The following is a 25,672-nucleotide window of genomic DNA, read 5'->3' on the forward strand; positions in this document are numbered from 1 at the left end:
TGCGCGACTTTTGGCCTCCTCCGACGACCACGGCCCCGTGGTTTCCCGGAACATACTGCCTGAGCGGCCGATAAGTCACGCATTTCAACTCAAGCCCATCGGGAAGGAATCTTTGACACCGGCAATAACAAAGGACTTGCATCATGTGACAAAGCTGTCATAGACTATTCACGGATCCGCTAAACGCCTCCGGCGGGTCTGATGCGAACGGAGAGACAGCCTCGGTTCACAGCAACGGATGCCCCGTCATCCAGCGCTGCGGACCGGGGTTGTCCCGTTTAACACCCCACCGATTGCTCCGAAACCGCCCTTATGATGCGCGAAATGGAGCAATCGATTAAGGAAAAAGCCCGGCGCCGCCAGGGAGCCGGGCTTCCACCAGAAGAACTAGCTGGCGCGGTCCACCACGGCCATCGCGAAGTTGGACAGCGACTCCTTGACCACGCCTTCGGGCAGCGGGGCAAGGGCGACGATGGCTTCATTCGCCCATTCGCGCGCCACAACCCAGGATTCAGCGGTCACCGGGTGCTGACGCAGGCCGGCAACAGCCTTGGCCAGTGCTTCGTCAGAGGTGAGGTCACCGTCGATGAGCTCGAGAAGGTCGACGGCGGACTGGTCACCGTCTGCGGCCGCCCTGCGCAGGAGCAGCACCGGCAGGGTGGGCACACCTTCGCGCAGGTCCGTACCCGGCGACTTGCCGGACTTAACCTTGATGCCCGTGACATCAATGACGTCGTCGGCGAGCTGGAAGGCCACGCCCACCTTCTCGCCGTACTCCACGAGGACGTCTTCGTAGGCCTCGTCGGCACCGGAGAAGATCGCCCCGAACTGGCCGGAGGCGGCCACCAGCGAGCCGGTCTTGTCGGCGATAACGGACAGATAGTGCTCCAGCGGATCCTCGTCCGGCCGCGGCCCCACGGTTTCGTGCAGCTGGCCCAGGCACAGCCGCTCGAAGGTCCGGGCCTGTATTCCGAGCGCGCGGCCGCCCAGCTCGGACACCAGAATGGAGGCCCGCGCAAAAATCAGGTCGCCGGTGAGGACAGCCACAGAATTGCCCCACACCTCGTGGGCGGTAGGCGCACCGCGGCGGAACGGCGCAGAGTCCATCACGTCGTCGTGATACAGGGTGGCCAAGTGCGTCAACTCAACCACGACGGCGGCCTGCACCACAGCGGGCAGCGAAGCGTCACCGAGGTGGGCACACAGGAGTGTCAACAGGGGCCGAATGCGCTTGCCGCCGGCTTCCACAAGATGGCGCGACGTTGCGTCAGCCAGCGGGTCCGAGTTGGCGATGGCTTCGCGGAGCTGCTTCTCGACCCTGGCCAGGTTGTTGGTGATGGCCGGTCCCAGCTCGGCATCCCCGGCGATGGCGGCAAAGCCCGCAGGCAACTGCAAGCCAGTGGCGATGGCGGTGGTGTTGAGGCTGGGCTCGGACTCCGGCAGGCCGTGTCCGGCGTGCGTCCAGCTGTGGTTCGCGGGGTTGGTCACGGGTTAACCCTAACTTTTTGTTGCGGATACCGCTGATTGGAGTCTGCCGGGGTGGGCGATGCATTTGTTGTGGCCGGAACCAGCGACTCCAAAACCCGGATCACCCGGTCCTCGAAGCCCTTTGCCGCGGGGTCGGTGAGGTTGGCCAGGAGCCGGACCACGAACCGCATCAGCACCGGGATGGGCATCCCGGTCCGGAGCGCCAGCTTCATCACCGCGGGCTTGCCGATCAGCGCTGCGAACGCCCGCCCCAGCGTAAAGTGCGATCCCCACTGGTTCCGCACATAGTCCGCATACCGCGAGAGGTGGGCGTCGGCGTCGTACGTTCCACCTGAGGAGGCAGAGCGGGAGGAGGCGTCGATAATGAACTCGGCGGCGAACCGCGCGGACTCCATGGCGTAGGAGATGCCCTCGCCGTTGAACGGGGAAACCATGCCGCCGGCATCGCCCAGGAGGAGCAGGCCGGGAGTGTAGTGCGGGGTGCGGTTGAAGCCCATGGGCAGAGCGGCGCCGCGGATTTCGCCCACCTGGTTTTCGGGTGCGAAGCCCCACTCTGCGGGCATGCCGGCTGTCCACTCGCGCAGGACCTGCTTGTAGTCGAGCTTGCCGAATTCCTTGGACGAGTTCAAGATGCCCAGGCCCACGTTGGACGTGCCGTCGCCCACGCCGAACACCCAGCCGTAGCCGGGGAGCAGTTTGCCGTTGCGGCCGGGGAGCTCCAGCCACCCTTCCATCCAGTCGTCATCAGTGCGAGGCGAGGTGAAGTACGTTCGCACGGCCACGCCGAGGGGCCGGTCGTCGCGCTTCTGGATGCCGAGGGACACGGCGGTGCGGGTGGAGTTTCCGTCAGCAGCGAGGACGACGTCGGCACTGAACTCGAGCGTCTCCCCCGTCTTGCGTCCGGACTCGTCAAGGACGGCGGCGCGGACGCCGATGACCCGGCCGGCGCCGTTCCTCAGGGCTTCGGCGACACTGTGCCGCTCAAGGACGGTGGCACCGGCGGCCCGGGCATGAAGGGCCAGTTCCTCGTCAAAGCCCAGTCGGGTGCGGATCAGTCCGTACTGCGGGAAGTCGGAGACGTCGGGCCACGGCAGCTCGATGGTGCGGCCGCCCGCGATCAGGCGCAGGCCCTTGTTCCGGCGCCAGCCCTCGCCTTCCGGGTGGGGCAGGCCGAGCTTCTGGATTTCGCGGACGGCGCGGGGGGTGAGGCCGTCGCCGCAGACCTTCTCGCGCGGAAAGCTCGTCTTCTCCAGGACGGTGACATCAATGCCCGCCTTGGCAAGGTAGTACGCGGCGGTGGACCCGGCCGGCCCCGCGCCGACTATCAGTACCTTCACAGGTCAGCGGGTGTTGCGGCGCAGCTTGGCCACAGGGCCTTTGTGCGCAGCGATAGCGGCAGCGGTTCCACCGGGAGTGCCAGCCGTTGATCCGGGGGCCTTGAAGGCCCGGTGGACTGCCACGATGCCGCCGGTGAGGTTCCGGTAGGTGACTTTTTCCCACCCGGACTCCTCCAGCCAGGCGGCGAGGTGGTCCTGGTCGGGCCAGGCGCGGATGGACTCAGCGAGGTAGACATAGGCGTCCGGGTTGGAGGCCACCTTCACTGCGATGGCAGGCAGCGCACGCATGAGGTACTCGGTGTACATGGTGCGCCAGAGCGGAACCACGGGCTGCGAGAACTCAGCAATGACCAGGCGGCCGCCGGGCTTGGTGACGCGAAGCATCTCCTGCAGCGCTTTTTTGGGCTCGTTGACGTTGCGCAGGCCGAAGGAAATGGTGGTGGCGTCGAACGTGTTGTCCGCGAACGGCAGGTTGGTGGCATCACCGGCGATGAAGTCGATGTCCGGGCGGCGGCGCTTGCCCACCTTGAGCATCCCAAGGGAGAAGTCGCACGCCACCACATCTATGCCTGCATCGGCATACGGCTCACTGGACGTGCCGGTTCCGGCGGCCAGGTCCAGGACGCGCTGGCCCTTGACGGCTTCCATGGCTTCCACCACAACCTTGCGCCAGCGGCGGGTCTGCCCCAACGACAGGACATCGTTGACGACGTCGTATTTGGGGGCGACGTCGTCAAACATCGTGGCTACTTCGTCCGGACGCTTATCCAAGGATGCTCGGTTCACCATGACATTGTCTCAAATGTTCAGGAGGGTCCGGACCAAGGCGCGAGGCCCCTCCCCGGCCTGGCCTGCGGCGCTGTTGCCGGTCAAAGTGCCGCACGCCACTGGGCCTTACGGTGAGGGGTAGTGTTGATCCATCATGACCAGCACGTTCCGCACCTTGACAGTCCCCCTTGACGGCCAAAAATTCGCCGGGGGGCTGCCGTCGTTTCTGGTCCGGGACGATGTCCTCTGCTGGACCCGCCGCGAGGCCGGACTCGTGGGCTTCGGCGAGATCACCCGCTTTACCGCTACTGGCCCCGAACGCTTCCTAGAGGCAGACATCTGGTGGCGCCACCTGGTACTGGAAGCTGAGATCCTGGACTCCGTGGAACTTCCGGGTACAGGTCCTGTGGCGTTCGGCTCCTTTGCTTTCTCCAAGGTTTCTGCCCACGAATCCCGGCTGATCGTGCCGGAGATTGTGGTGGGCGTCCGGGACGGCCGGGTCTGGCTCACGCAGCTGACGTTCGACGCCGGCCCCCTCACCGAGGAGGGCGCCCTCGCCGCACTGGACCGTTGGCTGGTCGTCAGCTCCACGGGGGAAGGCACGACGGCGGCAGCGGACTCCGCCCGGGACGTCACCTCAGGCGCGGTTCCCGGCCGTGCGGGCGGCGCCGTCGTACTTCCCCATCCCCTTGCCGCCGGCGCAACCCTGCACACTGGCTCGCTGAGCGAAGCGGACTGGATGGCCGCCGTGGAAGCAGGGGTGGCCGAAATCCGGACCGGCGCACTGGAGAAGCTGGTACTGGCGCGCGACGTCGTGGCCACCGTTCCCTCCGGCGTGAACGCTGCGCAGGTACTGCGGGAGCTCGCCGGGCGGTACCGCGAATGCTGGACGTACGGGGTGGATGGCCTGGTGGGCGCCACGCCCGAGATGCTGATCCAGGTGGAGGGGCGCACCGCCCAGGCACGCGTACTGGCCGGCACGCTGGACCGCCGCGACGCCCATGGCGAGGACGGCCTCCCCATGGATTACGCCACGCGGGTCCTGGCGGGGTCGGAGAAGCAACGCCACGAACATGAGATCGCCATCCAGTCGCTGACCTCCCAGCTGGCGCCGTTCTCCGAAGCGATGAACGCCCACGACGAACCGTTCATTCTCGAGTTGCCCAACGTATGGCACCTTGCCTCGGACGTGAAGGCGGAACTCACTGAGGTGGAAGGCCATGTCCCCACCTGCCTGGCCTTGATTAACGCGCTGCACCCCACTGCCGCGGTGTGCGGCACTCCCACCCAGGTGGCCGGAGCGCTGATCCGCAGGCTGGAACACCTGGACCGCGGGCCGTACGCGGGTCCGGTGGGCTGGCTCGACGCCGCCGGTAACGGGGAGTGGGGCATTGCCCTGCGCGGCGCGGTCATCGAGTCCCGCGACACTGTGCGTTTATATGCAGGCTGCGGAATAGTCGACGGATCGCAGCCCGAGGCCGAGCTCGCGGAGACCTGGGCGAAGTTCCGGCCGATGCTGGAGTCGCTTGGAATCAGCAGCTGACCAGAGAGACCGGGATACGGGACAGCTGTCCGTCGCCTAGGCTTGAAACACCGGGAACTTGGTTATCCAATAGTGAATCTAAGTTTCCTGTGATGCACATCTCCTAATCGGCGCTACACTATGAACCGATTTAGTACCGCATACCCCTGCAACAAAAGGTAAGAAACATGCAGCTCAAGTCCCTGGCCACGGCCAAAATCACCGCCAAGGCAGCAGCACTGTTCGCCGTCGGCGCCCTCACCCTCACGGCCTGCGGCGGCGGAAGCTCCACCCCGGCAGCGTCCGAAGGCGGCATCCAGCTCATCAACGCCGGCAAGCTCACGGTGTGCTCGGACATCCCCTACGAGCCGTTCGAGTTCGAGAAGGACGGCCAGACGGTCGGCTTCGACGTTGACATCGCCAAGGAGCTCGCCAAGGACTTCGGCGCCGAACTGAGCATCGTGGACAGCTCCTTCGAGGCCATCGAAACCGGCACCGCGCTGACCCAGTGCGATCTCGGGATCTCCTCCATCTCCATCACGGACACCCGCAAGTCGGTCATGGACTTTTCCACCCCGTACCTGGATGACGACCTCGCCCTGGTAGCCAGCGAGGATTCCGGCATCACCAACCTGGACGGAGCCAAGGGCAAGAAGGTGGGTGTCCAGCAGGCCACCACCGGCGCGGACTACGCCACGGAGAATGGCCTCGACGCCCAGCAGTTCGAGGACACGGGCCTCCTGGTGCAGGCACTTCAGGCCGGCACAATCGACGCCGCCCTCGGCAACCAGTCCGTCCTGGGTTACGCCATCAAGGATCAGCCCAAGTTCAAGAGTGTCGAGGAGTTCGCCACCGGCGAGCAGCTGGGCATCTCCATCAAGAAGGGCAACACCGCCATGGCGGAGAAGGTCAACGGCACGCTCAAGCGCCTGACTGACGACGGCTCCCTCGAGAAGTTCAAGACCACCTGGTTCGGCGAAACCGCCAAGTAGCCAAAGACCGCCAAGTAGTCGCCGTGCAGGCCTGGGGCTCCCCCGCCCTGGATCTTTCACGGCCCTGAGAACTACGCAGCCGGGGCCCCGGACGAGCTGTACCCCAGTCCGTCCGGGGCCTCTGCCACGCACTACGAATGTGAGCAATTCATGGCAATGACCGCACGTCAGCGAGCAAGAGTAAGCCTGTATGTCCAGGCCGGAATCTTTGTTGTGGCCATCGCCGCGCTGATCCTGGCCACCGACTGGGAGACCATCGGCAACAGCGTCTTCAACTTCGCCAAGATCGGGCCGATGTTCCCCGGCATCTTTACCACCGGCTTGGTGAACACCCTGATTTACACGTTCCTCGGCTTCGTCGTTGGCCTCTCCGGCGGCCTGCTGCTGGCCCTGATGAAGCTCTCCAGCTTCCCGCTCTACCGCTGGATTGCCACCGGGTACATCGAGTTCTTCCGCGGCATCCCTGCCCTGCTGGTGTTCATCGCCTTCGGTTACGGCGTGCCGCTGGCCTTCGGTGTCTCGTGGAACATCACCCTGGTGGTTATGCTTTCGCTCGGCATCGTGGCGTCCGCCTACATCGCGGAGACCCTCCGTGCCGGCCTGCAGGCAGTGCCCAAGGGCCAGCTCGAAGCCGCCCGCTCGCTGGGCATGCCGCAGTGGCGGGCCATGGTGACCATCGTGATCCCGCAGGCCTTTCGAATCGTCCTGCCGCCGCTGACCAACGAGGTCATCCTGCTGACCAAGGACTCCTCGCTGATCTACGTCCTGGGCCTCACAGCTTCGCAGTACGAGCTCACCAAGTTCGGCCGGGACGGCATCTCGAGCCTGGGCGCGGGCCTGACCCCGCTGCTGGTGGCCGGCGCCTTCTACCTGGTGATCACCATCCCGCTGAGCCTCCTGGCCCGGAAGTTCGAAAGCCGCTCCGCGCGGTCCAAGCGATAGGCAGGGAAGACAATGAACGACGTCGTAAACAACTCCCGCGGTGGCACGGCAACTGTCCACGCCGCCGGTGTGGCGATCAAGGACCTGCGTAAGTCCTACGGGTCCAACGAGGTCCTGAAGGGCATCAGCCTGGACGTGGCGCCGGGCGAAGTGGTGTGCCTGATCGGGCCTTCCGGTTCCGGCAAGTCCACCCTGCTGCGGTGCGTGAACCTGCTCGAGCAGCCCAACCAGGGCAGCATCCATGTGGGTGGCTTCGAGGCCACCGATCCCGACGTGGACATCGACAAGATGCGCCGCAAGGTGGGCATGGTGTTCCAGCAGTTCAACCTGTTCCCGCACCTGGATGCCAAGCGCAACTGCTCCATCGCCCAAACAAAGGTCCTCAAGCGCTCCCAGGCAGAGGCTGACAAGGTGTCCATGCACAACCTGGAGCGCGTGGGACTGGGACACCTTGCGGACCGTTTCCCGGACCAGCTCTCCGGTGGCCAGCAGCAGCGTGTGGCCATTGCCCGCGCGCTGAGCATGGACCCGGAACTGATGCTGTTCGACGAGCCCACCTCGGCGCTGGACCCCGAGACGGTGGGCGATGTCCTCTCCGTCATGCGGAACCTCGCCAAGGAGGGCATGACCATGCTGGTGGTGACCCACGAGATGGGCTTCGCCCGTGAAGTGGCGGACCGCGTGGTGTTTATGGACGGCGGCGTTGTGGTGGAGGAAGGCGTGGCCGAGCGTGTCATTTCCGCCCCCACCCAGGCGCGAACCAAGGAATTCCTGCGCCGCGTGCTTGATCCGACGCACATTGAAATCGAGGAATAGGGACCGGTCCCCATTTCGACACGCACATCCCCTGGCGCCGCGGTAAATCCGTAGCGCCAGGGAATGTGTGCGTCACGGGCCTTTTTGGGCGTCGGGGACAGCAGAACGCGTACGACGGCGGCAGGGCCTGGGCGTTCCACGGAGCCTTTACACCGGCGCAAGAAGGGGCCGACAATGGGTCCCACAACAGCCCTGGCTCAGCAGCGCGCTGCCCGTCCGACGGCCGTCCCAATCCGGCCGGTTGGCTCAGTGAGGAGCGCCAACATGAACGAACCGGCATTCCAGGCAACGTCCGCAGTGTCAGCCCGTGCGGCGCGGCTGGCGTCCATTCCCTCCTTCCAACGCGTCAATACCCACATCAGGAAGTCGATCTCCCGCCGTCCGGGGCAGGCAGATGCCTGTGATTTCACGTTCGGCAACCCGCACCAGATGCCGCCCGACCGCTATGTCAATACGTTGCGCGATGCCCTCACTCCGCAGCACGACCTGTGGTTCGCCTACATGACCAACGGCGAGGCCGCCCGCGAGGCCGCCGCGGAATCCCTTCAGCGGTTGCTGGACGTGCCGTTCCGGCCTGAGGACATCTTCCTCACCACCGGTGGCTTCACCGCCATCGCGCTGGCGCTGAAGGCCGTGGCCGATCCGGGCGACGAAGTGATTTACAGCCTGCCGCCCTGGTTCCTGTACGAGCCGCTGATCCTTGAAGCCGGGCTGGTCCCGGTGAAGGTTACGGTCAACACCACCACGTTCGACCTGGACCTTGAAGCGATCGAGGCCGCCATCACGGAGCGCACCCGGGTAGTGATCGTAAATTCGCCCAACAATCCCACTGGACGGATCTATCCTCCCGAACTGTTGCTTCAGCTGGCGGAGCTGCTGGAGGCAGCCTCGGCGCGGATCGGCCGACGGATCTACCTGGTTTCCGATGAAGCCTACAACCGGATTGTGTTCGACCGCCTCCGCTTCCACAGCCCGGTGGAGTTCTATGCGCACACCCTGCTGGCCTACTCCTACGGCAAGACACACCTCTCACCGGGCCAGCGGATTGGCTACCTGGCGCTGCCGCCCACCATGCCGGACCGGGAGGGGATGCGCCCGGCCATCACCGGCCTGCAGGTGGCCATGGGCTGGGTGTACCCGAACGCCCTACTCCAGCATGCGCTTCCCGGACTGGAGAAGTTCTCCATCGATGTGAGCCAGTTGCAGCGGCGGCGTGACCGGCTCATGGATGTGCTCGGCGGCATGGGCTACCGCGTGCACCGGCCGGAGGGCGCGTTCTACCTGTATGTCACATCCCCCATCCCGGACGACGAAGCGTTCACCGAGTCACTCGCCCGGCGGGACGTGTTTGTTTTCCCGGGCGTGCTGTTCGAGACACCAGGGTTCTTCCGGATCTCCCTGACCGCCAACGAGGACATGATCGAGCGCAGCCTTCCGGCATTCGAGGCAGCGATGAAGGAAAGCATGAACAGGAGCGAAAGATGAACCACCGGACCTACCCGCAGGGTGTCCCGTCCTGGATCGACACAGAGCAGCCTGACGTTGAGGCGGCCACGAAGTTCTACGGCGGGCTCTTTGGCTGGACCTTCGAGGATGTTATGCCGCCGGGAGCGCCAGGCCGCTACCTCATTGCGAAACTGGACGGCCAGGACGTTGCCGGCTTGGGCAGCGGAGGCGCGGGGGCGGCCTGGAACACCTACGTAGCCGTTGACGACGCCGATGCTGCAGCGCGGCGGCTTGTCACCGCCGGCGCCCGACTGGTGTCGGCCCCGGAAGATGCGGGAGAGGGCGGCCGCAGCGCCGAACTGGCCGATCCGGAAGGTATCAGGTTCCGCCTCTGGCAGGCAAAGAGGCGGCCCGGGGCGCAGGTGGTCAACCAGCCGGGCGCCTGGAATTTCAGCGACCTGCACACCCCCGACCCCGGCGCTGGCATGGCGTTTTACGAAAAGGCGTTTGGCTGGCAGGTGGACGATGTTGGTTACGGACTGATGATCCGCAGGCCCGGCTACGGGGACCACCTCGAAGCGACCATTTACCCGGACATCAGGAAGCGCCAGTCAGAATTTTCCGCCCCACCCGGCTTCGAGGATGCGATTGCCTGGGCGGTGGCCACTGCCGCCGACGAACCGCCGCACTGGCACGTCGCGTTTGCCGTGGCCGACAGGGACCAGACGGTAGCTGACGCCACCCGGCTCGGCGCGGACATCCTGAAGCAGGACGACACCGGGTGGACGCGCGAGGCACTGATCCGCGACCCCCAAGGAGCGGTGTTCAGCGCCAGCCAGTTCACGCCCCCGACGTAACTTTCAACGCACCGGCCGGTCAGGGTGAGGTGGGAACTACCCCGCCAGCACTCCCCCGGCCGCTGTGGAAACGGCATCCCGGATCCGTCCGTGCAGGGCTCGCAGGCCGCGGCGGTCCAGCCGGACTTCCACGATACTGCGCCCCTCGATCGGCTGGCTGAGCGCTTCGGCGAGTGCCGCCGTCGTACTCACTGAGCAGTGCCCGACGCCGTACGCTGCGGCAAGTGCCGCGATGTCCACTGTGTGCGGGGTGCCGAAGAGTCGCTCGACGGCGTCACCGTACATCCCCGCTTCACGCACGGCGCCGTGTTCCAGCAGGTCGAAGATGGCCCCGCCGGCGTCGTTGAGCACCACGATGCGCAGGTCCGGCTGTTCCTCCCCGGAGCCCAGGAGCAGGCCGCCGGCGTCATGCAGGAACGTGACATCGCCCAGCAGGACGGTGGTTTCCTGCCGGCTGCCGAGCGCGACCCCGGTGGCGGTGGATATGGTGCCGTCGATCCCGGCCAGGCCGCGGTTCGCGTACACGGTGGCGGCAGGTTCAGGCGCGGGCAGGCCGGCCAGGTCCACGTCGCGGATGCCGTTGGAGGAGCCCAGGAGCAGCTGGCCCCGGGCATGCTTCCACACCAGCGACCCGACGGCGGGACCGGTGGCCGGCGCTGTCTCGGCCAGGACCAGATCCAGCGCGTGCTGGGCTGCCGAACTGGCGAGCAGCCACGTGTCCAGCCAGGCGGACGGGCCGCGGCCGGCGAAATCAGCAAGGTCCGCGAGGCTTTCCAGCGGCAATTCCGTGCGCCGGCCGGGTTCGTACCAGGCCACCGGCACCGGCTGGTACAGGGCGGACGGTACGTCTGCGCGGGCCAGCAGTGCCGCCACCGGCCGGGACAGCGTGGGGCGGCCGAACAGGACCACCCGCTCAATCGGCGATGCGGCCCCGGGTCCGAAGTGCTCCAGCAGCAGCCGGTACGGTCCCACGGCGTTGGGTCCGAAGCGGGCATTGGAGGAAGGCTCTGCCAGCAGCGGCAGGCCGTGGGCGCGGGCGAAGGCCTCGGCCACCGGTCCGGCGTCGTGCCCTGCGAGGACCACGGTGCGCCGTTCGGGCAGGTCAGGCGCTGCGGGCGGCAGGTTCATCACCAGCGGCTCCGTGGCCACCCGGTATCGGGCCCGCTCCGCCGGCGTGGGCAGCTCCTCCCCGGGTTCTGGAATCAACGGATCACGGAAGGCAAGGTTGAGCTGCACGGGGCCCGGCGGGAACTCCGGAAACGCGCCGGTGGCAGCGGACAGGCCCGTATGGACAGCCCGCTTCGGGTTGGAGCCCGCGGGGACGTCGACGGCGAAGCGCACCTGGTCGCCGAAGATGTCCGGCTGGTTGGTGGTCTGGTTGGCCCCGGTTCCGCGAAGCTCGTCAGGCCGGTCAGCGGACAGGACGATCAACGGAACGGCAGCGTGGTTGGCCTCCATGACCGCCGGCAGCAGGTTCCCGACGGCGGTCCCGGATGTCGTCAGCACGGCAGCCGGAGATCCTGTGGAGAGGGCCAGGCCCAGGGCCGTGAACCCGGCAGACCGCTCGTCGATCCGGACCAGCAGCTCTATTTGTCCCCGCGCCGCAGCCTCGGCCAGGGCGTAGGCCATGGGGGCGGACCGGGAGCCGGGCGAGACCACCACGTGCTGCACCCCGCCGTCCGCCAGCACCCCGACGGCGATCCGCGCCGCCGCAAGGGCACTCAGCGAACCTGCCGCACCGGAATAGTCTGCGGGGGAAGTGCCTGCGGCGGAAACATCGGGGGCGGAATCGTTGGGCGAAGTCACCAAACCAGTCTGCCACCCCTGTGCATCCGGCGTTGCCCTATCACTTGTGGTTCCCAAAACCCCCTGATGGGGACCAAAAGTGATAGGGCAACGGGTGGCGGCGGGAAAAGACTAGCCGCGGAACACCTGGATCACGGACGGACGGGGCGCGCGCACCTGGCCGCGGGCCGGCGTCGCACCGGCGTGGACGTAGTCCGGGAAGTAGGAATGCTGCTCCTCGAAGGAGCCGTCTTCGCCCGGGTGCTGCACGGCCACGAAGACAGTGCGCTCCTCGTCGTGGATGATGGGTCCGCAGGTTTCGCCCTCGTTGGGCACCGCCAGGAACTGTTCCACCTTGCCGCGCTCTGCGCCTTCCAGGGTGACCTTGAACAGACCGTCCGCCTTGCCGATGCCGGAAGGGGCGCCGTCGGTGGAGATCCAGAGGTTGCCCACGGAGTCGAACGCGAGGTTGTCCGGGCAGGAGATGGGCGAGACCTTGTCTACCGGGAAGCCGGAGAAGTAGGTGACGTCGCCCTGGGCCGGATCGCCGCAGACCATCAGCAGGTTCCACGTGAAGGTGGTGGAGGTCTGGTCACCGGTTTCGGTGATTTCCACAATGTGTCCGTCGCGGTTCTCGTTGCGCGGGTTGACCTCGGTGGCCTTTTCGTAGGAACCAGTGCCCCGGCTGGAGTTGTTGGTGCAGGCCACGTAGACCTTGCCGGTGTGCAGGCTGGGCTCCACGTCTTCGCAGCGGTCCATCTTGGTGGGGCCAACCTTGTCCGCGGCGATTCGGGTGTAGACCAGGACCTCTTCCACGGTCATGCCGGGAACGGCGGATGCCCCGTCCACTACCAGAGGCAGCCACTCGCCGATGCCGTCGAATGCACCGTCTGTGGGGACAGCTCCGGTGCCGGTGATCTCGGCCACCGGCGAGTTGCCCGTGAACCTGGCCACGTACAGGTTGCCCGCGGACAGGAGGGTCATGTTGTGCTTGCGGTCCCCCTCTTTGTAGTAGTCCCTGGAAACGAACTTGTAGAGGTAGTCGAAGCGCTCGTCGTCGCCGGAGTAGGCCACCACCTTGCCGGACTCGGCGATGATGACGTTGGCACCCTCATGCTTGAAGCGGCCCAGGGACGAGTGCTTCTGGGGGGTGGATTTGGGATCGAACGGATCCACCTCCACGATCCAGCCGAAGCGGTTGGCCTCGTTCCCGTAGCCGGCGTTGCGGGTGTCCCAGCGCTTGTCGTCGTTTTCCCAGCCACGGGCGGTGGCCTTGTCGGTGAGGCCATAGCGCTTGTCGTAAGCGGAGGTACCCGGGGTACGGAAGTAGCCGTTAAAGTTTTCCTCACCCGAGAGGATGGTGCCCCACGGGGTGGTGCCGCCGGCGCAGTTGCCCAGCGTGCCCTTGATGTAGCGTCCGGCGGGGTCCTCGTCGGTCTTCACCAGCGAAGAGCCGGCGGCCGGGCCTGTCAGTTCGTAGACGGTGCTGTTCAGGTAGCGGCGGTTGAGCTCCGCACCCTTGACGTAGGTCCACGGCTTGTTCTTGTTCTGGCGCTCCAACTCCACCACGGACAGGCCGTGTGCTGCTGCCCCCACTGCGCGCTTCTGCGCCTCCGGCATGGCAGCCGGGAACATAATGTTTTCGTTGGTGTACTCGTGGTTGGCGAAGAGGACCGCGCGGCGGCCCTTGCTGCCCGGAACTTCCAGGATGTCTGTGTAGTCGTTGTTGTAGCCGAACTGCTTTTCCTGCGCGGCGGCCGTCTGGTTGTCCAGGTCGAACTCCGGCGCGTCCTTGAAGATGGGGTCACCCCAGCGGATGACAGGCTTCCAGGTGAAGCCGTCCGGAACCGTGACGGCGTCGACGGCGGCGTCCACCGGCGGGATGGCGGTGAACTTGAGCTTCGACTTGGCGAAGCCTTCCTTGGCGGCCGGTGAAAGCCCGGCGGCGCTTGCGGACTCAGGCGATGTGACGGCGCTGCCGAGGACGACGGCGAGCGCACCGGCGGCGCCGAAGCCCAGGGCGGCGCGGCGGGACATGGTTGCGGAGGCGATGTCGCGGAAGTAGCTGTTGGAGCTCGTGTTGCAGACGTCGCCCGAGCAGGCGTTGTCGCACTTCAGCGCGCAGGTGACGGCGCTGCGCTTGCCCTTGGTGTGGCCGAGCATCGGCAGCAGGGTGAACTTGCGGGCAGTCGTTTCAGACATGGGGGCCTTCCAAGAAAAATCGATGCGGTTCCCCCACCCTGTCAACCGTTTCTACGCGCAGTAGTCAGTGAGGTGAAGTTCCGGTTAACCGCTCGTGACCTGCAGGAATGTGCTGGAGCGTCGGCGAAAAAGACGCGGAAGGTGATAGAGCGTTGCAGGAATTCGTGCGCTAACTGATAGAGCGTTGCAGGAATTCGTGCGCTAACTGATAGAACGTTGCAGGAATTCGTGCGCTAACTGATAGAACGTTGCAGGAATTCGTGCGCTAACTGATAGAGCGTTGCAGGAATTCGTGCGCTAACTGATCGAGCGTTGCAGGAATTCGTGCGCTAACTGATAGAGCGTCAGGCGGAGAGGTGTGCGTGGACGCGGCGGAGCCGGGCAAGCCACCAGTCCCGGCGCGCAGGTGTTGCCGCGTACTGCTCCAGCAGCCCGGCGTCGGCGGCGGCGTCGCGGAGGCGGATGGCGCCGTCGTCGGCTACCAGCGGATCCGTGGTGACGTCCGATTCGAACAGGGATACGGTCCCGAGCCCGCATGCGTACGGCAGTTCCGGCAGGGCGGCCGCCAGAGCCAGGCCCGCGCGGATTCCCACCGAGGTATCCAGTGCGGAGCTGACGACGGCGGGCAGACCGGCCTGGGCCACGACGTCAAGCGCGCGCCGCACTCCCCCAAGCGGCGCAACCTTGACCACGATCAGGTCTGCGGCGCCGGCGCGTGCCACGCGCAGGGGGTCGGATTCCTTCCGGACGCTTTCGTCTGCGGCGATCAGCACCGGTGTACCTGCCGCCCGTAAAACGCGCCGCACCTCGGCCAGCCCGTCAATGGTGGCCACCGGCTGTTCGGCGTACTCGAGCCCGACGTCCGCCAGCCGGGTGAGGGCCCGGACGGCGGCAGGAACGTCCCAGCACCCGTTTGCATCCACACGGATGGCGGCATCCGGCAGGGCGGAGCGGACCGCGGCGAGCCGGGCGGCGTCGTCGTCGAACGTCTGGCCCTGCTCGGCAACCTTGACCTTGACGGCGTCCACCCGGCCAAAGCGTGCCAGCACCTCGGGCACCCGTTCGGCGGCAACGGCCGGGACAGTGGCGTTGACCGGAATGACCTGCCGCAGTGGAGCGGGAAAGCCCTGCCAGGCGGCCTCAACGGCAGAAGCCAGCCAGCGGGAGGCCTCAGCATCGCCGTATTCGGGGAACGGGCAGAACTCGCCCCAGCCGGCCGGTCCCTGCAGGAGCAAAGACTCGCGCTCCATGATGCCGCGGAACTTCACCCGCATGGGCAGGCTGACCACGTGCGCGCCGGCAAGCAGGCTCTCAAGGGCAGGCAGAGGCGCGGTTGGCATGGACCCACTGTACAAGCGGCGACCGACAGACCCCTTCCAATGCATATCAATATGGATATATAATTGGGATCATGGCACGGGCAGCAACAACGGCAGACACGTTCAACGCGGTGGCCGAGCCCCGCCGCCGGGAAATCCTGGACGCGCTGGCCGGCGGCGAGCGCCCGGTCAACGAGCTCGTGGACTTGCTGGGCATGGCCCAGCCCCATGTGTCCCGGCACCTGCGGGTGCTGCGGGAGGTGGGGGCCGTCGTCGTCCGCGACGAAGGCCGGCAGCGCGTCTACCGGCTGAACCCGCAGGCCCTCAAGCCCATCCACGATTGGGTGGCGGGCTACCGGCACCTCTGGGAGGAGCGCTTCGATCTCCTGGAGGACGTAGCGAAGGACCTCAAAGAGCAGGAAAAGCAGGCAAAGGAGCAGCGCAATGGCACAGACAAGCACCATGAACGTCACCTTCCCCAGCGATGAGGAAATCCTGATTACCCGCACCGTCAACGCACCCCGGCACCTTGTGTTCCGGGCCTGGACAACGCCGGAGCTGGTGAGGAAATGGTGGCCCGGCAGGCGCGGCGAAATGACCGTGGCGGACATGGATCTCCGGGTGGGCGGGGCCTGGCGGTACGTGATGGTGGCCCACGGTGAGTTCGAGGTGGCCTTTCACGGGAGGTACGGGGAGATCGTGCCGGACCAGCGGATCGTCCACACAGAGATCATGGAGACACCGGACGCCGGTCCGGACAGCGAGGACGGCGCCGTGGTCAACACCATCACTTTTGAAGATGCCGACGGCGGCGCCACCCTGGTGAGCATCCGCACCGACGCAGGCAGCAAGGAAGTCCGGGACATGATTGCCCAGTCCGGCATGGAGGGCGGCGTGCGCGAGCAGTTCGAGATCATCGAGGAGCTGGCGGCGGCCCTCCGCTAGATGCCGCGCCCGGGAGCGGCGCCGGCGGGGCGCCTCGCGGCCAGGCAACATGCGGCGGGATCCCAGCTTTCTGTGACAACCTTGAAGCGATGACTTCTCAACGGCAAGCCCACACCAGGACCCCGGCACGCCCCGCTCCGGGGTCTGGCTTCCTGTTTGTGCTAGCCACCCTGGCGTGCGTCGCCGGGCTGATCGCCACGTACTACTACTTCGTCCAGACCACCACGGGCCAGTTCATTGACGAGTCCGCGCTGGTGGAAGCCGTGGATATCCACGGGCCCGCCGGCAAGGCGACCACCAGGTTCCTGGACCTGCTGCCCACCATCTCGCTGGTGATGGCCGCCGTCGTGGTGCTGTTTGTCACGGTGATCCGGAAGCGGTGGACGGAAGCCGGGATTGCCGTGGCCGCCTGCATCGGGGCGAACATCGCCACGCAGGTCCTCAAGGATGTGCTGCCGGCGCGGCCCGACAAGGGCGTGGTGACGCTGGAGCTGAACTCGCTGCCGTCCGGTCACACCACCCTGGCGGCGTCGGCGGCGGCTGCCGTCTTCCTGATGGCGTCACCGCGGTGGCGCCCGATGGCCGGATTCGTAGGCGGCACGTTCGCCATTGCCTCCGGCGTGTCCACGCTGATCAACCAATGGCACCGACCCGCTGACGTGGTGGCCGCGTTCCTGCTGGTGGGCGCGTTTATGGTTCCTGCGGGCTGGCTTATCATCCGCCGTGGGGCATGGAACGCGTGGGATGGCTTCGGAGCACACGTGGGTTCGGCCAGGATCTGGCTCACGATGCCGGTGGCGATTGGGCTGGCCTCGGCTGCGGTGGCTGTGTATTCGCTGGCCCGGATCGCGCCGAGCCCCTGGCAGGAAGTGAGCACCACCAACTATTTCTGGGCCGGGATCTCGCTGATCGTGATCGCGGGATATCTGGCGACGGTGGCCACTACGGCGCTGTTCGCCTTCGCCGCACGACGGCGGAACCCACCCAGGCGCTGACGTCACCTCGAGTGGGGCCAAGCCGCTGATGCATCTCAGTTTGAATTAGGCACCACCCGGAAGCGGCGGTTCCGGAGGGATGGGACGCGGGTCCTGACGGCTGCTATCCGTTCGGGTTCAAGCTCGGCAAAGACGACGCCCGGCGCCTCTCCGGCGTTGGCGATCACCACCCCGAACGGATCCACCACGATTGAATACGCGGTAGCGAGCGGACCGCACTGGTTGGCCGTCACCACGTACGAGGTGTTCTCGATGGCACGGGCACGGACCAAGGTGGTGAAGTGGTCCTCTTTCCCCGGGCCGACGATCCACATGGCGGGCAGCAACAGAACATTGGCCCCGGCGTCCACCAGGTAGCGGGCGCTCTCCGGGAACCTCAGGTCGTAGCAGGTGAGCATGCCGAGCCGCAGTTGGCCGTGGGAGAGCAGGTATGGCTCGCCGATGGCGCCCTTGCTGGTTCCGTCGCTTTCGCGATAGCCAAAAGCATCGTAGAGGTGGACCTTGCGGTACGCACCCTGGACTGCACCGTCGGCGTCGATCGCCACCAGGGTGTTGTAGGGAAGGCCGCTGGGGTTGGCCTCTGCCGTACCCACCACTACGGGCAGGCGGAGGCCCTTTGCGAGCGCCGCAACACCGCCGATGAAGGGGCCGTCCAAGGGCTCGGCCACTTCCGCGAGGACGCCCGCGGGTTCGGTGCTGGCGTAAAGGCTGGACTCGGGAAGCACCAGCAGGTCTGCGTTGCCCAGGGCGGCGGTTTCCATCAGCCGCTGGATGTGCTGCAGGTTCCGCTGGGGTTCCCTGCCGGCGCTGAACTGCCCGGAGGCGATTCTCATTTCAGCCCTCCTGCCACGGCGAAACGGCCCCTCAACAAAGGTTCGCACACGAGGGTCTGCGCGAACAGACCTGCCTGCCCCTTTCCCCCGGGGCACCCTGTCCCCGCCTGGGCTGACCTGCGCAAACGGTAGGGAACTTTTGACCCAACCTTGCGGTAATACCCCGTCGTATGTTGAGCGAGGCCATGAATAGTTGCTGTTACAAGGGCCGGGGAATCAACGTCGCTTCCCCGGCCTAGCCATCGGTCTCCTGGCACGTCTTGAAGTGGGCGTTCCAGGTACTCAATCCCGCCAGCCCCAAGGGGACGCTCCCTACGGGCATCGGGATTTGCAACCGGCATCCCCTGCGGTGGCCACTAAACGTCCCGGCGCCCCATTCCCCCCAGTGGCGGCGTCGGGACTTTACTGGAGACGCGCTGGCCGGTCCGGCGGGTGCAGGTCGATGATCGGAAGGTGCCCGTCGGTGCGGATCGCGTCGCCGCCGCCGTTGCGGTGGTGGTAGCCGCTGGAGTAGTGGAGGATCACGTGCACGGATTCAACGGCGTTGGCCGAACGGAGCGTCTCGATAATGAAGTCGCGTTCCTCATCCGTGCGGTCGGCGATCTTGTGCGTGATCTGGAACGTAAACAGCGACAGCCCCACACTGCGGTCGTAGGTGCCGGCCCCCACCCAGTCCACGGCCAGTCCGCCGGGCAGCATCCAGCCGGCCGGGCACTTCCAGAACCGCACGTGGTGCCGCTTGCGCGGGTTGCCGTCGATTTCCCGCTGGAACGCCAGGTCCTGCCGGTTGCCGAAAACGTAGAGTGAGCTCACCGGCGCCTGGGGGTAGCTGTGCCCCAGGACAGTGGAGGTCAGCGTGCGCCAGGCCGTGGCCGGGGTGATGGGATCGGCTTCCACCCACCCTGCCGTCTGCATCGCGTGGCGCAGCTCCTCCTCAGGTCCCACCACGGCGAGGTTCACGGGATCGCCCAGCACGCCGTCGCCCGTCCTGGTGCGCCCGATGAAGTAGTCCGGGATGTACAGGCTGCTCAGGATCTTGTGGATGCGCGGCAACAGCGCGTAGGCCAAAATCAGCCACACCGGCAGGAAAACCCATGCCTGTTCCGGCCCACGCGAAAGCCTGGCCAGCAGGAAATAGTAGACGGCCCAGCCGACGGCAATCGTCACGATCAGATACAGCAGCCGCTGCAGGACCGCCAGGACAGTGGCCCACCTGCTCTGCCGGCGCACCACCGCGCTGCTGGAACGCGAGTGGTCCGGCTCCTGCGGAACGGCCCGCTTCCCGCCAGTGGACGTCACAGTGCTTCTCCTTTCGGTCGCCAATCCATCACCAGCCTAAAGGTGCGGCCGGAAGCCGGCAGCCCGCCGTCGGCAGCCCACCCCAGCTCACGCGGGAAGGTTCAGCTGCTCCACAATGATCCGCGCTGTCTCGGAATCCCCCAGGATCCGGAAGTGCCCGGCCGTGGGCAGTTCGATGTTGGTGGCACCCGGAAGGACGCTGCCTTCGGGAATGTGCGGATCGAACGGCCCGTAGATGGACGTGATCCGGCTGTTGATGGTCTCCTCGCGGGCCAGCTGGAGGGTCAGTGCGTTGCGGGGCGAAAAGATCCGCAGGCTGGGCAGCAGCATGTACCGGGCGTAGCGCGACCCTGAGAACGGCGTGCACACGGCGATCATTCGATCGATCCTGCGCTCCGGATCCAGGTTCAGCATGGCGTACTTCCCGATGAGGCCGCCCTTGCTGTGCGCCACGATGGCCGCGTCCCGCAGGCCCGCCTCCTCCAGGTGCTGGGCCACGAGCCGGGCAGCAGCTGGGACGTCCAGGCTGTTCCGCTGCAGCACCGTCACCACATGAACGGGGTGGCCGGCGTCGTGGATGCACTGGATGAGCGGCAGCATGAACTGCCAGTTTTCGTAGACGCCGGGGATGATCACCACGGGTGCGCGGTGGCCTTGATGGAACGAGCCGGGCTGGACACGCGAGAGTATGCCGCGGACCTGCCAGGCCCCGGCGTAGAGATAGTCCTGCAGCCACCACACGCCTTTTTGCAGCGCATTGATGCGAGTGGGCGTGCCCGTTTGACTCATCTGTTGAGGATAGCCGTAATCAGTAGTTCCGCCGGTGCCTGAGCCGGGGAATAACGACGGCGAACACGGCCGCCGCCGCGAACCCCAGCACGCCCGTGGCTGAGATTCCCGCCCCCAGCGAGGCCAGGGCCGTTACCCCCGAGAGGAGGACAGGCCCGCCCGTGGACCCGGCGTCGGCCATGAAACGCCACAGCCCCAGGAACTGCCCGCGGCCGCGGTTGGGTGAGAAGTCCGCGCCCAGGGTCATCACCAGCCCGGAACTGATGCCGTTGCCGAACCCGATCAGCAGCGACGCCAAGAGCAGCCCCACAAAGGATCCGGTGAGCGGTATCAGCAGCAGCGCCGTGCCCATGATCAGCGTGGACGGGACGGCCACGAACTGGCGGCCCTTCCGGTCCATGAGCTTGCCGGCGGGATAAAAGACCAGCATGTCGATGGCTCCGGAGAGCCCGTAGATCAGGGAGGCCGAGGTGGCGTCCATGCCCAGGTGGTCTGCCCAGAGCGGGATGACCACCTGCCTCGAGGAGCGGAGCGCGCTCAGCAGCAGGATCCCGACGCCCACGCTCAGGAAGACGCCGGCGTGGGACACCGCCACACTGCGGAGGGTCGGCTCCGGACCTTTGTGTCCGCCGTCGTGCGTTTCCTCCAGCACCAGGTCCGGGATGGTGAGGGACAGCAGTGCGGCGGCAGCCATGGCCACGACGCCCACCCAGTACGCCCCGCCGATCCCGGAGAACTGCATCACCGCCGCGCCCAGGAACGGCCCGATGAACACGCCGATCCGGTTCACGCCGCCCAGCGTGGACAGCGCCCGCGCCCGGAATGCCACGGGAACCGCCTCGGTGAGGTACTTCTGCCGGGCGAGGCCGAACACAGCGCCGGACATGCCGACGACGGCCATTGCCACCGCGAGCAGCCACAGTCCGTTGGGGATCAGCGAGGACAGCCCGGCCGCCGCGAGCGCCAGCCCGGCAGCAACGGCGGCACCCACAATGGCCCAGCGTTCGCCGAATTTGAGGGTGACCAGGGATGCAGGCAGGTTGAAGAACCAGGAGCCGAGCCCGATCAGCGTCACGATCAGCGCGGCAACGGCAACAGATGCGCCAAGGTCGCGGGCGGTCAGCGCCACCACCGGAAGAATCGCCCCCTGGCCGATCCCGAAGAGCAATGTAGGACCGAAGGCGGCCACCGCGATGCTGCGAAGGCTGAAGGGCTGGGGGTCATCCGCGGAAGTCATCAGATTTATCCTAGGGTGGCCGGCACAGGGAGAGAGAAAGCCAAGATTTGGGGGTCACAAAACCCTTGCAAGGGACTAGCGTTTGCCTTATGGGTGCTGATTCGCGCCCACGGCCAAAGGGGAGGTTCATTTCATGGGTGAAGTGTGGATCCGTACGCTCGGCAACGGGCTGGTCCGGGCAGACAAAGTCACCGAGATTACATCAACCCGGGGATCCCTCCACGAGGACCAGGGGTATTCGCTGAAGGTCATCGTGGACGGCAAAAGCCACGCACTGATCGACAACAGCAACCTTCAGGGCACATTGGCCGAGCGGCTCGAATATGCGCGGCACCTGGAGGATGCCCTGCTGCTGGCCATCGATGAGGCGCGGGATAACGAAGCCTCCGTCGTCATTTCCTACGAGCCCGAGCGCGAGCGCTGGTCAGTGGCTCCGGTGACGGTATTAACCGGAAGGCTTCCCGAAGCGGTGGGTTGAGCCCAGCCTGGACTGGAGACTATGCGGCTGGAAAGCACGGCCCCCAGACCGGCCCGCCCTTTGGCGTGCCCGCATGCCTGCCCGTGAGGTGTCACAGGATTAGCATCCTATTCGGTGTAATAAATACGTAACTGTTGCGTGGGTCACATTCACCCCTTACTCTGGATAAGGCTTAAGAAACAGGCCATTGCAAGAAGCTGCAGCGTCGCAGCCAACTGCCGGGGAAGGCTTTACAACTTGAACTCCAAGCTCAACATTGTTGTCCGTGTAGATCTCGACCATGCCAAGGCTTTGGTGATTGCAAAGGGGCATATCACCGTCCACAGCGTGAACGCACTTTATGTAGTAGTTAAGCGGGCCAATTCCTTGCGGAAAGGCCTGGACCTGAAGCTGGACATCTCCCACGCACGGGTTGATGAGGAAGCCCTGGAAATGCTTCATACCGCTTCCGAAACCCATCACCTGCCGGCCAGGATCGATCCGCAGCAGGCACCTTGTACCATCAGCGTCCTGGCACCGCGCCGGGAACACATGCCTGCAAGGCGTGCACTGATCGCCGCCTAAAGGGCTTGGCAGGCAAGGCACCCGCAGCGCCCAGTTTCCGGGCCAGAGTGCCAGCCACAGACTTTCCACGATTTTTCCTCGAACTTAGAGTGCAGCTGTATCCGAATAGACGGGTAGCTGCACTCTTAGTTTAAGGGAAGCCCAAGCACGGCAGGTCCTCCGCCGGCGGTGGCGTCCAGCCATTCCCTGAGGAGCGGGGCGGGCAGCGGGCGAGCAAAGTGGTATCCCTGGGCGAGGTCACAGCCCATGACTTTGAGGGTCTGGACTTGGACTGAGGTTTCCACGCCTTCGGCAACAGCCCTGATACCCACAGCATGTGCCAGATCGATGCAGCTGCCCACGATGGCTGAATCTCCGGAGTCCGAACCGAGCCCGTTGATAAAGGACCTGTCGATTTTCAGTTCGTCCACCGGGAACTTCTTGAGGTAGGTCAGGCTGGAGTACCCCGTCCCGAAGTCGTCGACAGCGAGGCCGACGCCCAGGTTCTTGAGGGCCGTCAGCGATTGGAGGGCGGCAGCGGGGTCGGCCATCAGGGCCGTCTCGGTGATTTCCAGCAGCAGGCGCGCGGGGTCGATGCAGCGGAGCCGGAGGGCAGCTTCAACCATCGGCACCAGCTCGGGATCATTGAGCTGGCGGGCCGACAAATTGACAGCAAACTCGAGGCCGGCGCCGCCGAGGCCCTCCCGCCGCCAGTTGTCAGCCTGCTTCAGGGTTTCACCCAGCACCCATGCCCCCAGTGGCCGCACCAGGCCGGAGTCCTCGGCCATGGTGATGAATTCCGACGGCGGGAGCAAACCTCTGGTGGGGTGCTGCCACCTGACCAGCGCCTCCACACCGCTCGTGCGTCCGATGCGCAGGTCTATCCGGGGCTGGTAGTGCACGCGGAGGGCACCTTCCCTGATTCCGCGGCGGAGCTCCCCCAGCGCGCGGAGCCGGTCCACCGTGGGATCGGACTCTGCAGGTTGATGCAGTTCCCAGCGGCTGCGGCCGAGTTCCTTGGCCCGGTACATGGCGATATCGGCGCGGCGGATGAGGTTGTCCAGGGTTTCAACGGCATCCTCCGCCACAGCCACTCCGATGCTGGCAGACGTGACGATTTCCAGGCCTTCGATCTGCATCGGTGCCTTGAGGACCTCCAGAAGCCCCGCAGCGAGTGCGGTGGCTTCCGACGGAGCCGCAAAGGCGTCCACCACTACGAACTCGTCGCCGGCAAGCCGGGCCACAGTACTTGTTCCTGCCGCTGCCGAGGCCAGCCGGTGCGCCACGGAGATGAGCAGTTCATCCCCGGCGGCGTGCCCCAGGCTGTCATTGACGGCTTTGAAATGGTCCAGGTCGATAAAGAGGACCGCCAGCATGCCCGCGCCGCCAGTCCTCCCGGCGAGGTGTTGGTCCAGCTCTGATTTCAGGCCCGCCCTGTTGGGCAGGCCGGTGAGGGCATCGTGCAGGGCGAGCCGCTGCAGTTCCTTCTCCGCTACGGCACGCCGCGCCTCGGATTCCTCAGCTGCCCGGAGGGCCGCTACCAGTTCCTTCTCGTACATCCGGCGTTCGTGGGCGCTGAAAATGATGACCCTGACGGCCGGGTGTTCCCCCGGTGGCGCCGGGGACCGCGACGCCGAGAGCAGCGCAGCGCGGCGCTGACCGTCGGTGCCGATAATCTCGACCGCGATTTCAGATACGGCGCCGGCGATGCCCAGCTGCGGGATGCAGTGGGTTGAATACAGGATCTGGTCGCCAACAGGCATCAGGGACTGCAGCTTGCACCCGAGCAGGTGCGATCGGCTGTAACCTGTCCAGCTCATAAAGGTGTCGTTGACCGCGGTGATGCGGCCGGCGTCGTCCGTTATCAGGTAGCCGCACGGTGCCTGGTTGAACAGTGCCTCGAAGCGGGCCGGGTCCGGACCGGGCGTGCCTGTCACGGGCTGGACGCCAGAAATTGCAGAATGGCCTCGGCCGTGGCCGCCGGTGCGCTGACATGCGGGCAGTGGCCCGTGGCCTGCAGGTGCACCAGGGAACTGTGTTCCAGATGCTGGTGCACGTAGGTGCCCACTTCCGGCGGCGCGAGCAGGTCGTCGGAGCACTGCAGGATCAGGCTGCTGGTGGGCACTTTTCCGAGTACTTGCCGGGTGTCCGAGAGGAACGTGACGCGGGCAAAGTGCCGCGCGATGGACGGATTGGTCCGGCAGAAGCTGCTGCGGAGTTCCTCCGAGAGCTCGGGAGAGTCAGGGTTGCCCATCGCCATCGGCGCCAGCGCTTCGGCCCAGGCAAAGTAGTTGCTGTCCAGGGAGGCCAGAAGGCCCTCGATGTCCTCGTGGGAAAAGCCTCCCACGTACCCGTCGGCCGAGTCGTTCGTATAGCGCGGAGACGGGGCAACCAGGATAAGCCTGGAGAAGCGCTGCGGCTCCTGGACTGCGGCGATCACCGCGATCATCGCGCTGACGCTGTGTCCCACCAGAATGACGTCGCTCAAGACAAGGGACTCGCAGATCTCCAGCAGGTCCGCGGCGTAGCCGTGCAGGGACCCGTATTTTTCCCGGTCGTAGGCATCCACGTCTGAGTGGCCTGCGCCGACGTGGTCAAAAAGCACCAATCGGTACTCGTCTGCAAAGTACGGCAGCAGCCGCCGCCACATGTCCTGGTCGCAGCCGTAGCCGTGGGCAAACATCATCACCGGCCCGTCAGCCCGCCCTGACACCGTGACATTGTTTCGCCGGATCACCGTGGAAACTGCTGCTGTTGCTGCTTCGATCATTGTTGCTGCCCCCCAGGTACGGTGACCTTGTCCTGCTCAGATAATAATGGCGGAACGATGCGGAATCCTAGGATTCCCACTCCCCGGAACCCACGCCGCGAAGCTCCGTCCTTTACGACTCCAACGAGTAGCCCGGCTGGCAGATTTCGAATGGGAAATGACACGCCGGGGGCCCGGCGGCGAAACCGTGTTGGTGTTTCGCTGCCGGACCGCAGGCCACAAGGACATGTGTGCTGATGACATGTTTGCGGTGTTTTGTGTGTTGGGTTTGTGTTGTGTTGGGGTCCTCCTTCCACTTAGCCTGCCGGG

The 25,672-nt window shown here is 65.8% G+C and carries 23 protein-coding genes; 11 read left to right on the plus strand and 12 right to left on the minus strand.

The window, feature by feature from the left end:
- Positions 1-387 precede the first annotated feature (387 nt).
- The 3 genes from ACFVYC_RS21170 to ACFVYC_RS21180 are packed head-to-tail and all read right to left on the minus strand — an operon-like array spanning position 388 to position 3,614.
- Positions 388-1,488: a polyprenyl synthetase family protein gene (locus tag ACFVYC_RS21170; protein ID WP_387553989.1), complete on the minus strand. Its 1,101-nt coding sequence runs from the start codon at positions 1,486-1,488 to the stop codon at positions 388-390.
- Positions 1,485-2,825, minus strand: a complete 1,341-nt coding sequence (locus tag ACFVYC_RS21175) for a geranylgeranyl reductase family protein (protein WP_387553990.1) — start codon at positions 2,823-2,825, stop codon at positions 1,485-1,487. The genes ACFVYC_RS21170 and ACFVYC_RS21175 overlap by 4 nt, the downstream gene beginning before the upstream one ends.
- A gap of 3 nt (positions 2,826-2,828) precedes the next feature.
- Entirely contained in the window at positions 2,829-3,614 is a 786-nt protein-coding gene (locus ACFVYC_RS21180) for a demethylmenaquinone methyltransferase (protein WP_387553991.1), read from the minus strand.
- A gap of 133 nt (positions 3,615-3,747) precedes the next feature.
- Here ACFVYC_RS21180 and ACFVYC_RS21185 point away from each other — a divergent pair, with 133 nt between their 5' ends.
- The 6 genes from ACFVYC_RS21185 (at position 3,748) to ACFVYC_RS21210 (ending at position 10,168) form a co-directional block, all read left to right on the plus strand.
- On the plus strand, positions 3,748-5,136 hold the full coding sequence (locus tag ACFVYC_RS21185) for an isochorismate synthase MenF (protein WP_387553993.1): 1,389 nt from the start codon (positions 3,748-3,750) through the stop codon (positions 5,134-5,136).
- A 167-nt stretch (positions 5,137-5,303) separates the two neighbouring features.
- Positions 5,304-6,107 carry an ABC transporter substrate-binding protein gene (locus ACFVYC_RS21190; protein ID WP_387553995.1) on the plus strand — a complete coding sequence of 268 codons (804 nt, stop codon included), beginning with the start codon at positions 5,304-5,306 and terminating at the stop codon, positions 6,105-6,107.
- Between the two features lie 150 nt (positions 6,108-6,257).
- Positions 6,258-7,049, plus strand: a complete 792-nt coding sequence (locus tag ACFVYC_RS21195) for an amino acid ABC transporter permease (protein ID WP_387553997.1) — start codon at positions 6,258-6,260, stop codon at positions 7,047-7,049.
- 12 nt (positions 7,050-7,061) lie between these two features.
- Positions 7,062-7,865 carry an amino acid ABC transporter ATP-binding protein gene (locus ACFVYC_RS21200; RefSeq protein ID WP_387553999.1) on the plus strand — a complete coding sequence of 268 codons (804 nt, stop codon included), beginning with the start codon at positions 7,062-7,064 and terminating at the stop codon, positions 7,863-7,865.
- A 264-nt stretch (positions 7,866-8,129) separates the two neighbouring features.
- A complete protein-coding gene (locus ACFVYC_RS21205; RefSeq protein ID WP_387554001.1) occupies positions 8,130-9,350 on the plus strand; it encodes an aminotransferase class I/II-fold pyridoxal phosphate-dependent enzyme in 1,221 nt (406 codons plus the stop codon).
- Positions 9,347-10,168 carry a VOC family protein gene (locus ACFVYC_RS21210; RefSeq protein ID WP_387554003.1) on the plus strand — a complete coding sequence of 274 codons (822 nt, stop codon included), beginning with the start codon at positions 9,347-9,349 and terminating at the stop codon, positions 10,166-10,168. The genes ACFVYC_RS21205 and ACFVYC_RS21210 overlap by 4 nt, the downstream gene beginning before the upstream one ends.
- Positions 10,169-10,204: 36 nt before the next feature.
- Here the strand turns inward: ACFVYC_RS21210 and menD are convergent, their stop codons facing one another.
- From menD to ACFVYC_RS21225, 3 genes are all read right to left on the minus strand, one after another.
- Complete coding sequence (gene menD / locus ACFVYC_RS21215) at positions 10,205-11,974, minus strand: 2-succinyl-5-enolpyruvyl-6-hydroxy-3-cyclohexene-1-carboxylic-acid synthase (protein WP_387554005.1); 1,770 nt, start codon at positions 11,972-11,974, stop codon at positions 10,205-10,207.
- Between the two features lie 111 nt (positions 11,975-12,085).
- Positions 12,086-14,155 (minus strand): PhoX family protein, encoded by a 2,070-nt coding sequence (locus ACFVYC_RS21220; protein ID WP_387554007.1) that lies wholly within the window; start codon positions 14,153-14,155, stop codon positions 12,086-12,088.
- Between the two features lie 344 nt (positions 14,156-14,499).
- On the minus strand, positions 14,500-15,495 hold the full coding sequence (locus tag ACFVYC_RS21225; RefSeq protein WP_387554009.1) for an o-succinylbenzoate synthase: 996 nt from the start codon (positions 15,493-15,495) through the stop codon (positions 14,500-14,502).
- Positions 15,496-15,566: 71 nt separating this feature from the next.
- Here ACFVYC_RS21225 and ACFVYC_RS21230 point away from each other — a divergent pair, with 71 nt between their 5' ends.
- The 3 genes from ACFVYC_RS21230 (at position 15,567) to ACFVYC_RS21240 (ending at position 17,414) form a co-directional block, all read left to right on the plus strand.
- Positions 15,567-15,962 (plus strand): ArsR/SmtB family transcription factor, encoded by a 396-nt coding sequence (locus ACFVYC_RS21230; protein WP_387554010.1) that lies wholly within the window; start codon positions 15,567-15,569, stop codon positions 15,960-15,962.
- Positions 15,919-16,419 (plus strand): SRPBCC family protein, encoded by a 501-nt coding sequence (locus tag ACFVYC_RS21235; protein ID WP_387554012.1) that lies wholly within the window; start codon positions 15,919-15,921, stop codon positions 16,417-16,419. Before ACFVYC_RS21230 ends, ACFVYC_RS21235 begins: the two co-directional genes overlap by 44 nt.
- Positions 16,420-16,508: 89 nt before the next feature.
- Complete coding sequence (locus ACFVYC_RS21240; protein ID WP_387554014.1) at positions 16,509-17,414, plus strand: phosphatase PAP2 family protein; 906 nt, start codon at positions 16,509-16,511, stop codon at positions 17,412-17,414.
- A 35-nt stretch (positions 17,415-17,449) separates the two neighbouring features.
- Here ACFVYC_RS21240 and ACFVYC_RS21245 read toward each other — a convergent pair whose 3' ends face one another.
- The 4 genes from ACFVYC_RS21245 to ACFVYC_RS21260 form a co-directional block, all read right to left on the minus strand.
- Entirely contained in the window at positions 17,450-18,247 is a 798-nt protein-coding gene (locus ACFVYC_RS21245; RefSeq protein WP_387554016.1) for a carbon-nitrogen hydrolase family protein, read from the minus strand.
- Between the two features lie 402 nt (positions 18,248-18,649).
- On the minus strand, positions 18,650-19,546 hold the full coding sequence (locus tag ACFVYC_RS21250; protein WP_387554018.1) for an LssY C-terminal domain-containing protein: 897 nt from the start codon (positions 19,544-19,546) through the stop codon (positions 18,650-18,652).
- A gap of 87 nt (positions 19,547-19,633) precedes the next feature.
- Positions 19,634-20,335, minus strand: a complete 702-nt coding sequence (locus ACFVYC_RS21255; protein ID WP_387554020.1) for an esterase/lipase family protein — start codon at positions 20,333-20,335, stop codon at positions 19,634-19,636.
- 19 nt (positions 20,336-20,354) lie between these two features.
- Positions 20,355-21,572, minus strand: a complete 1,218-nt coding sequence (locus ACFVYC_RS21260) for an MFS transporter (RefSeq protein ID WP_387554022.1) — start codon at positions 21,570-21,572, stop codon at positions 20,355-20,357.
- Between the two features lie 133 nt (positions 21,573-21,705).
- Here ACFVYC_RS21260 and ACFVYC_RS21265 point away from each other — a divergent pair, with 133 nt between their 5' ends.
- Both ACFVYC_RS21265 and ACFVYC_RS21270 read left to right on the plus strand, forming a co-directional pair.
- Entirely contained in the window at positions 21,706-22,050 is a 345-nt protein-coding gene (locus ACFVYC_RS21265; RefSeq protein WP_387554023.1) for a hypothetical protein, read from the plus strand.
- A gap of 237 nt (positions 22,051-22,287) precedes the next feature.
- Positions 22,288-22,614: a hypothetical protein gene (locus ACFVYC_RS21270; protein WP_387554025.1), complete on the plus strand. Its 327-nt coding sequence runs from the start codon at positions 22,288-22,290 to the stop codon at positions 22,612-22,614.
- 125 nt (positions 22,615-22,739) lie between these two features.
- Here the strand turns inward: ACFVYC_RS21270 and ACFVYC_RS21275 are convergent, their stop codons facing one another.
- Both ACFVYC_RS21275 and ACFVYC_RS21280 read right to left on the minus strand, forming a co-directional pair.
- Complete coding sequence (locus tag ACFVYC_RS21275; protein WP_387554027.1) at positions 22,740-24,530, minus strand: EAL domain-containing protein; 1,791 nt, start codon at positions 24,528-24,530, stop codon at positions 22,740-22,742.
- On the minus strand, positions 24,527-25,363 hold the full coding sequence (locus ACFVYC_RS21280) for an alpha/beta fold hydrolase (RefSeq protein WP_387554029.1): 837 nt from the start codon (positions 25,361-25,363) through the stop codon (positions 24,527-24,529). Before ACFVYC_RS21280 ends, ACFVYC_RS21275 begins: the two co-directional genes overlap by 4 nt.
- Positions 25,364-25,672: the final 309 nt, after the last annotated feature.

The organism is Pseudarthrobacter sp. NPDC058329 (assembly GCF_042879835.1).
Taxonomy (GTDB): domain Bacteria; phylum Actinomycetota; class Actinomycetes; order Actinomycetales; family Micrococcaceae; genus Arthrobacter.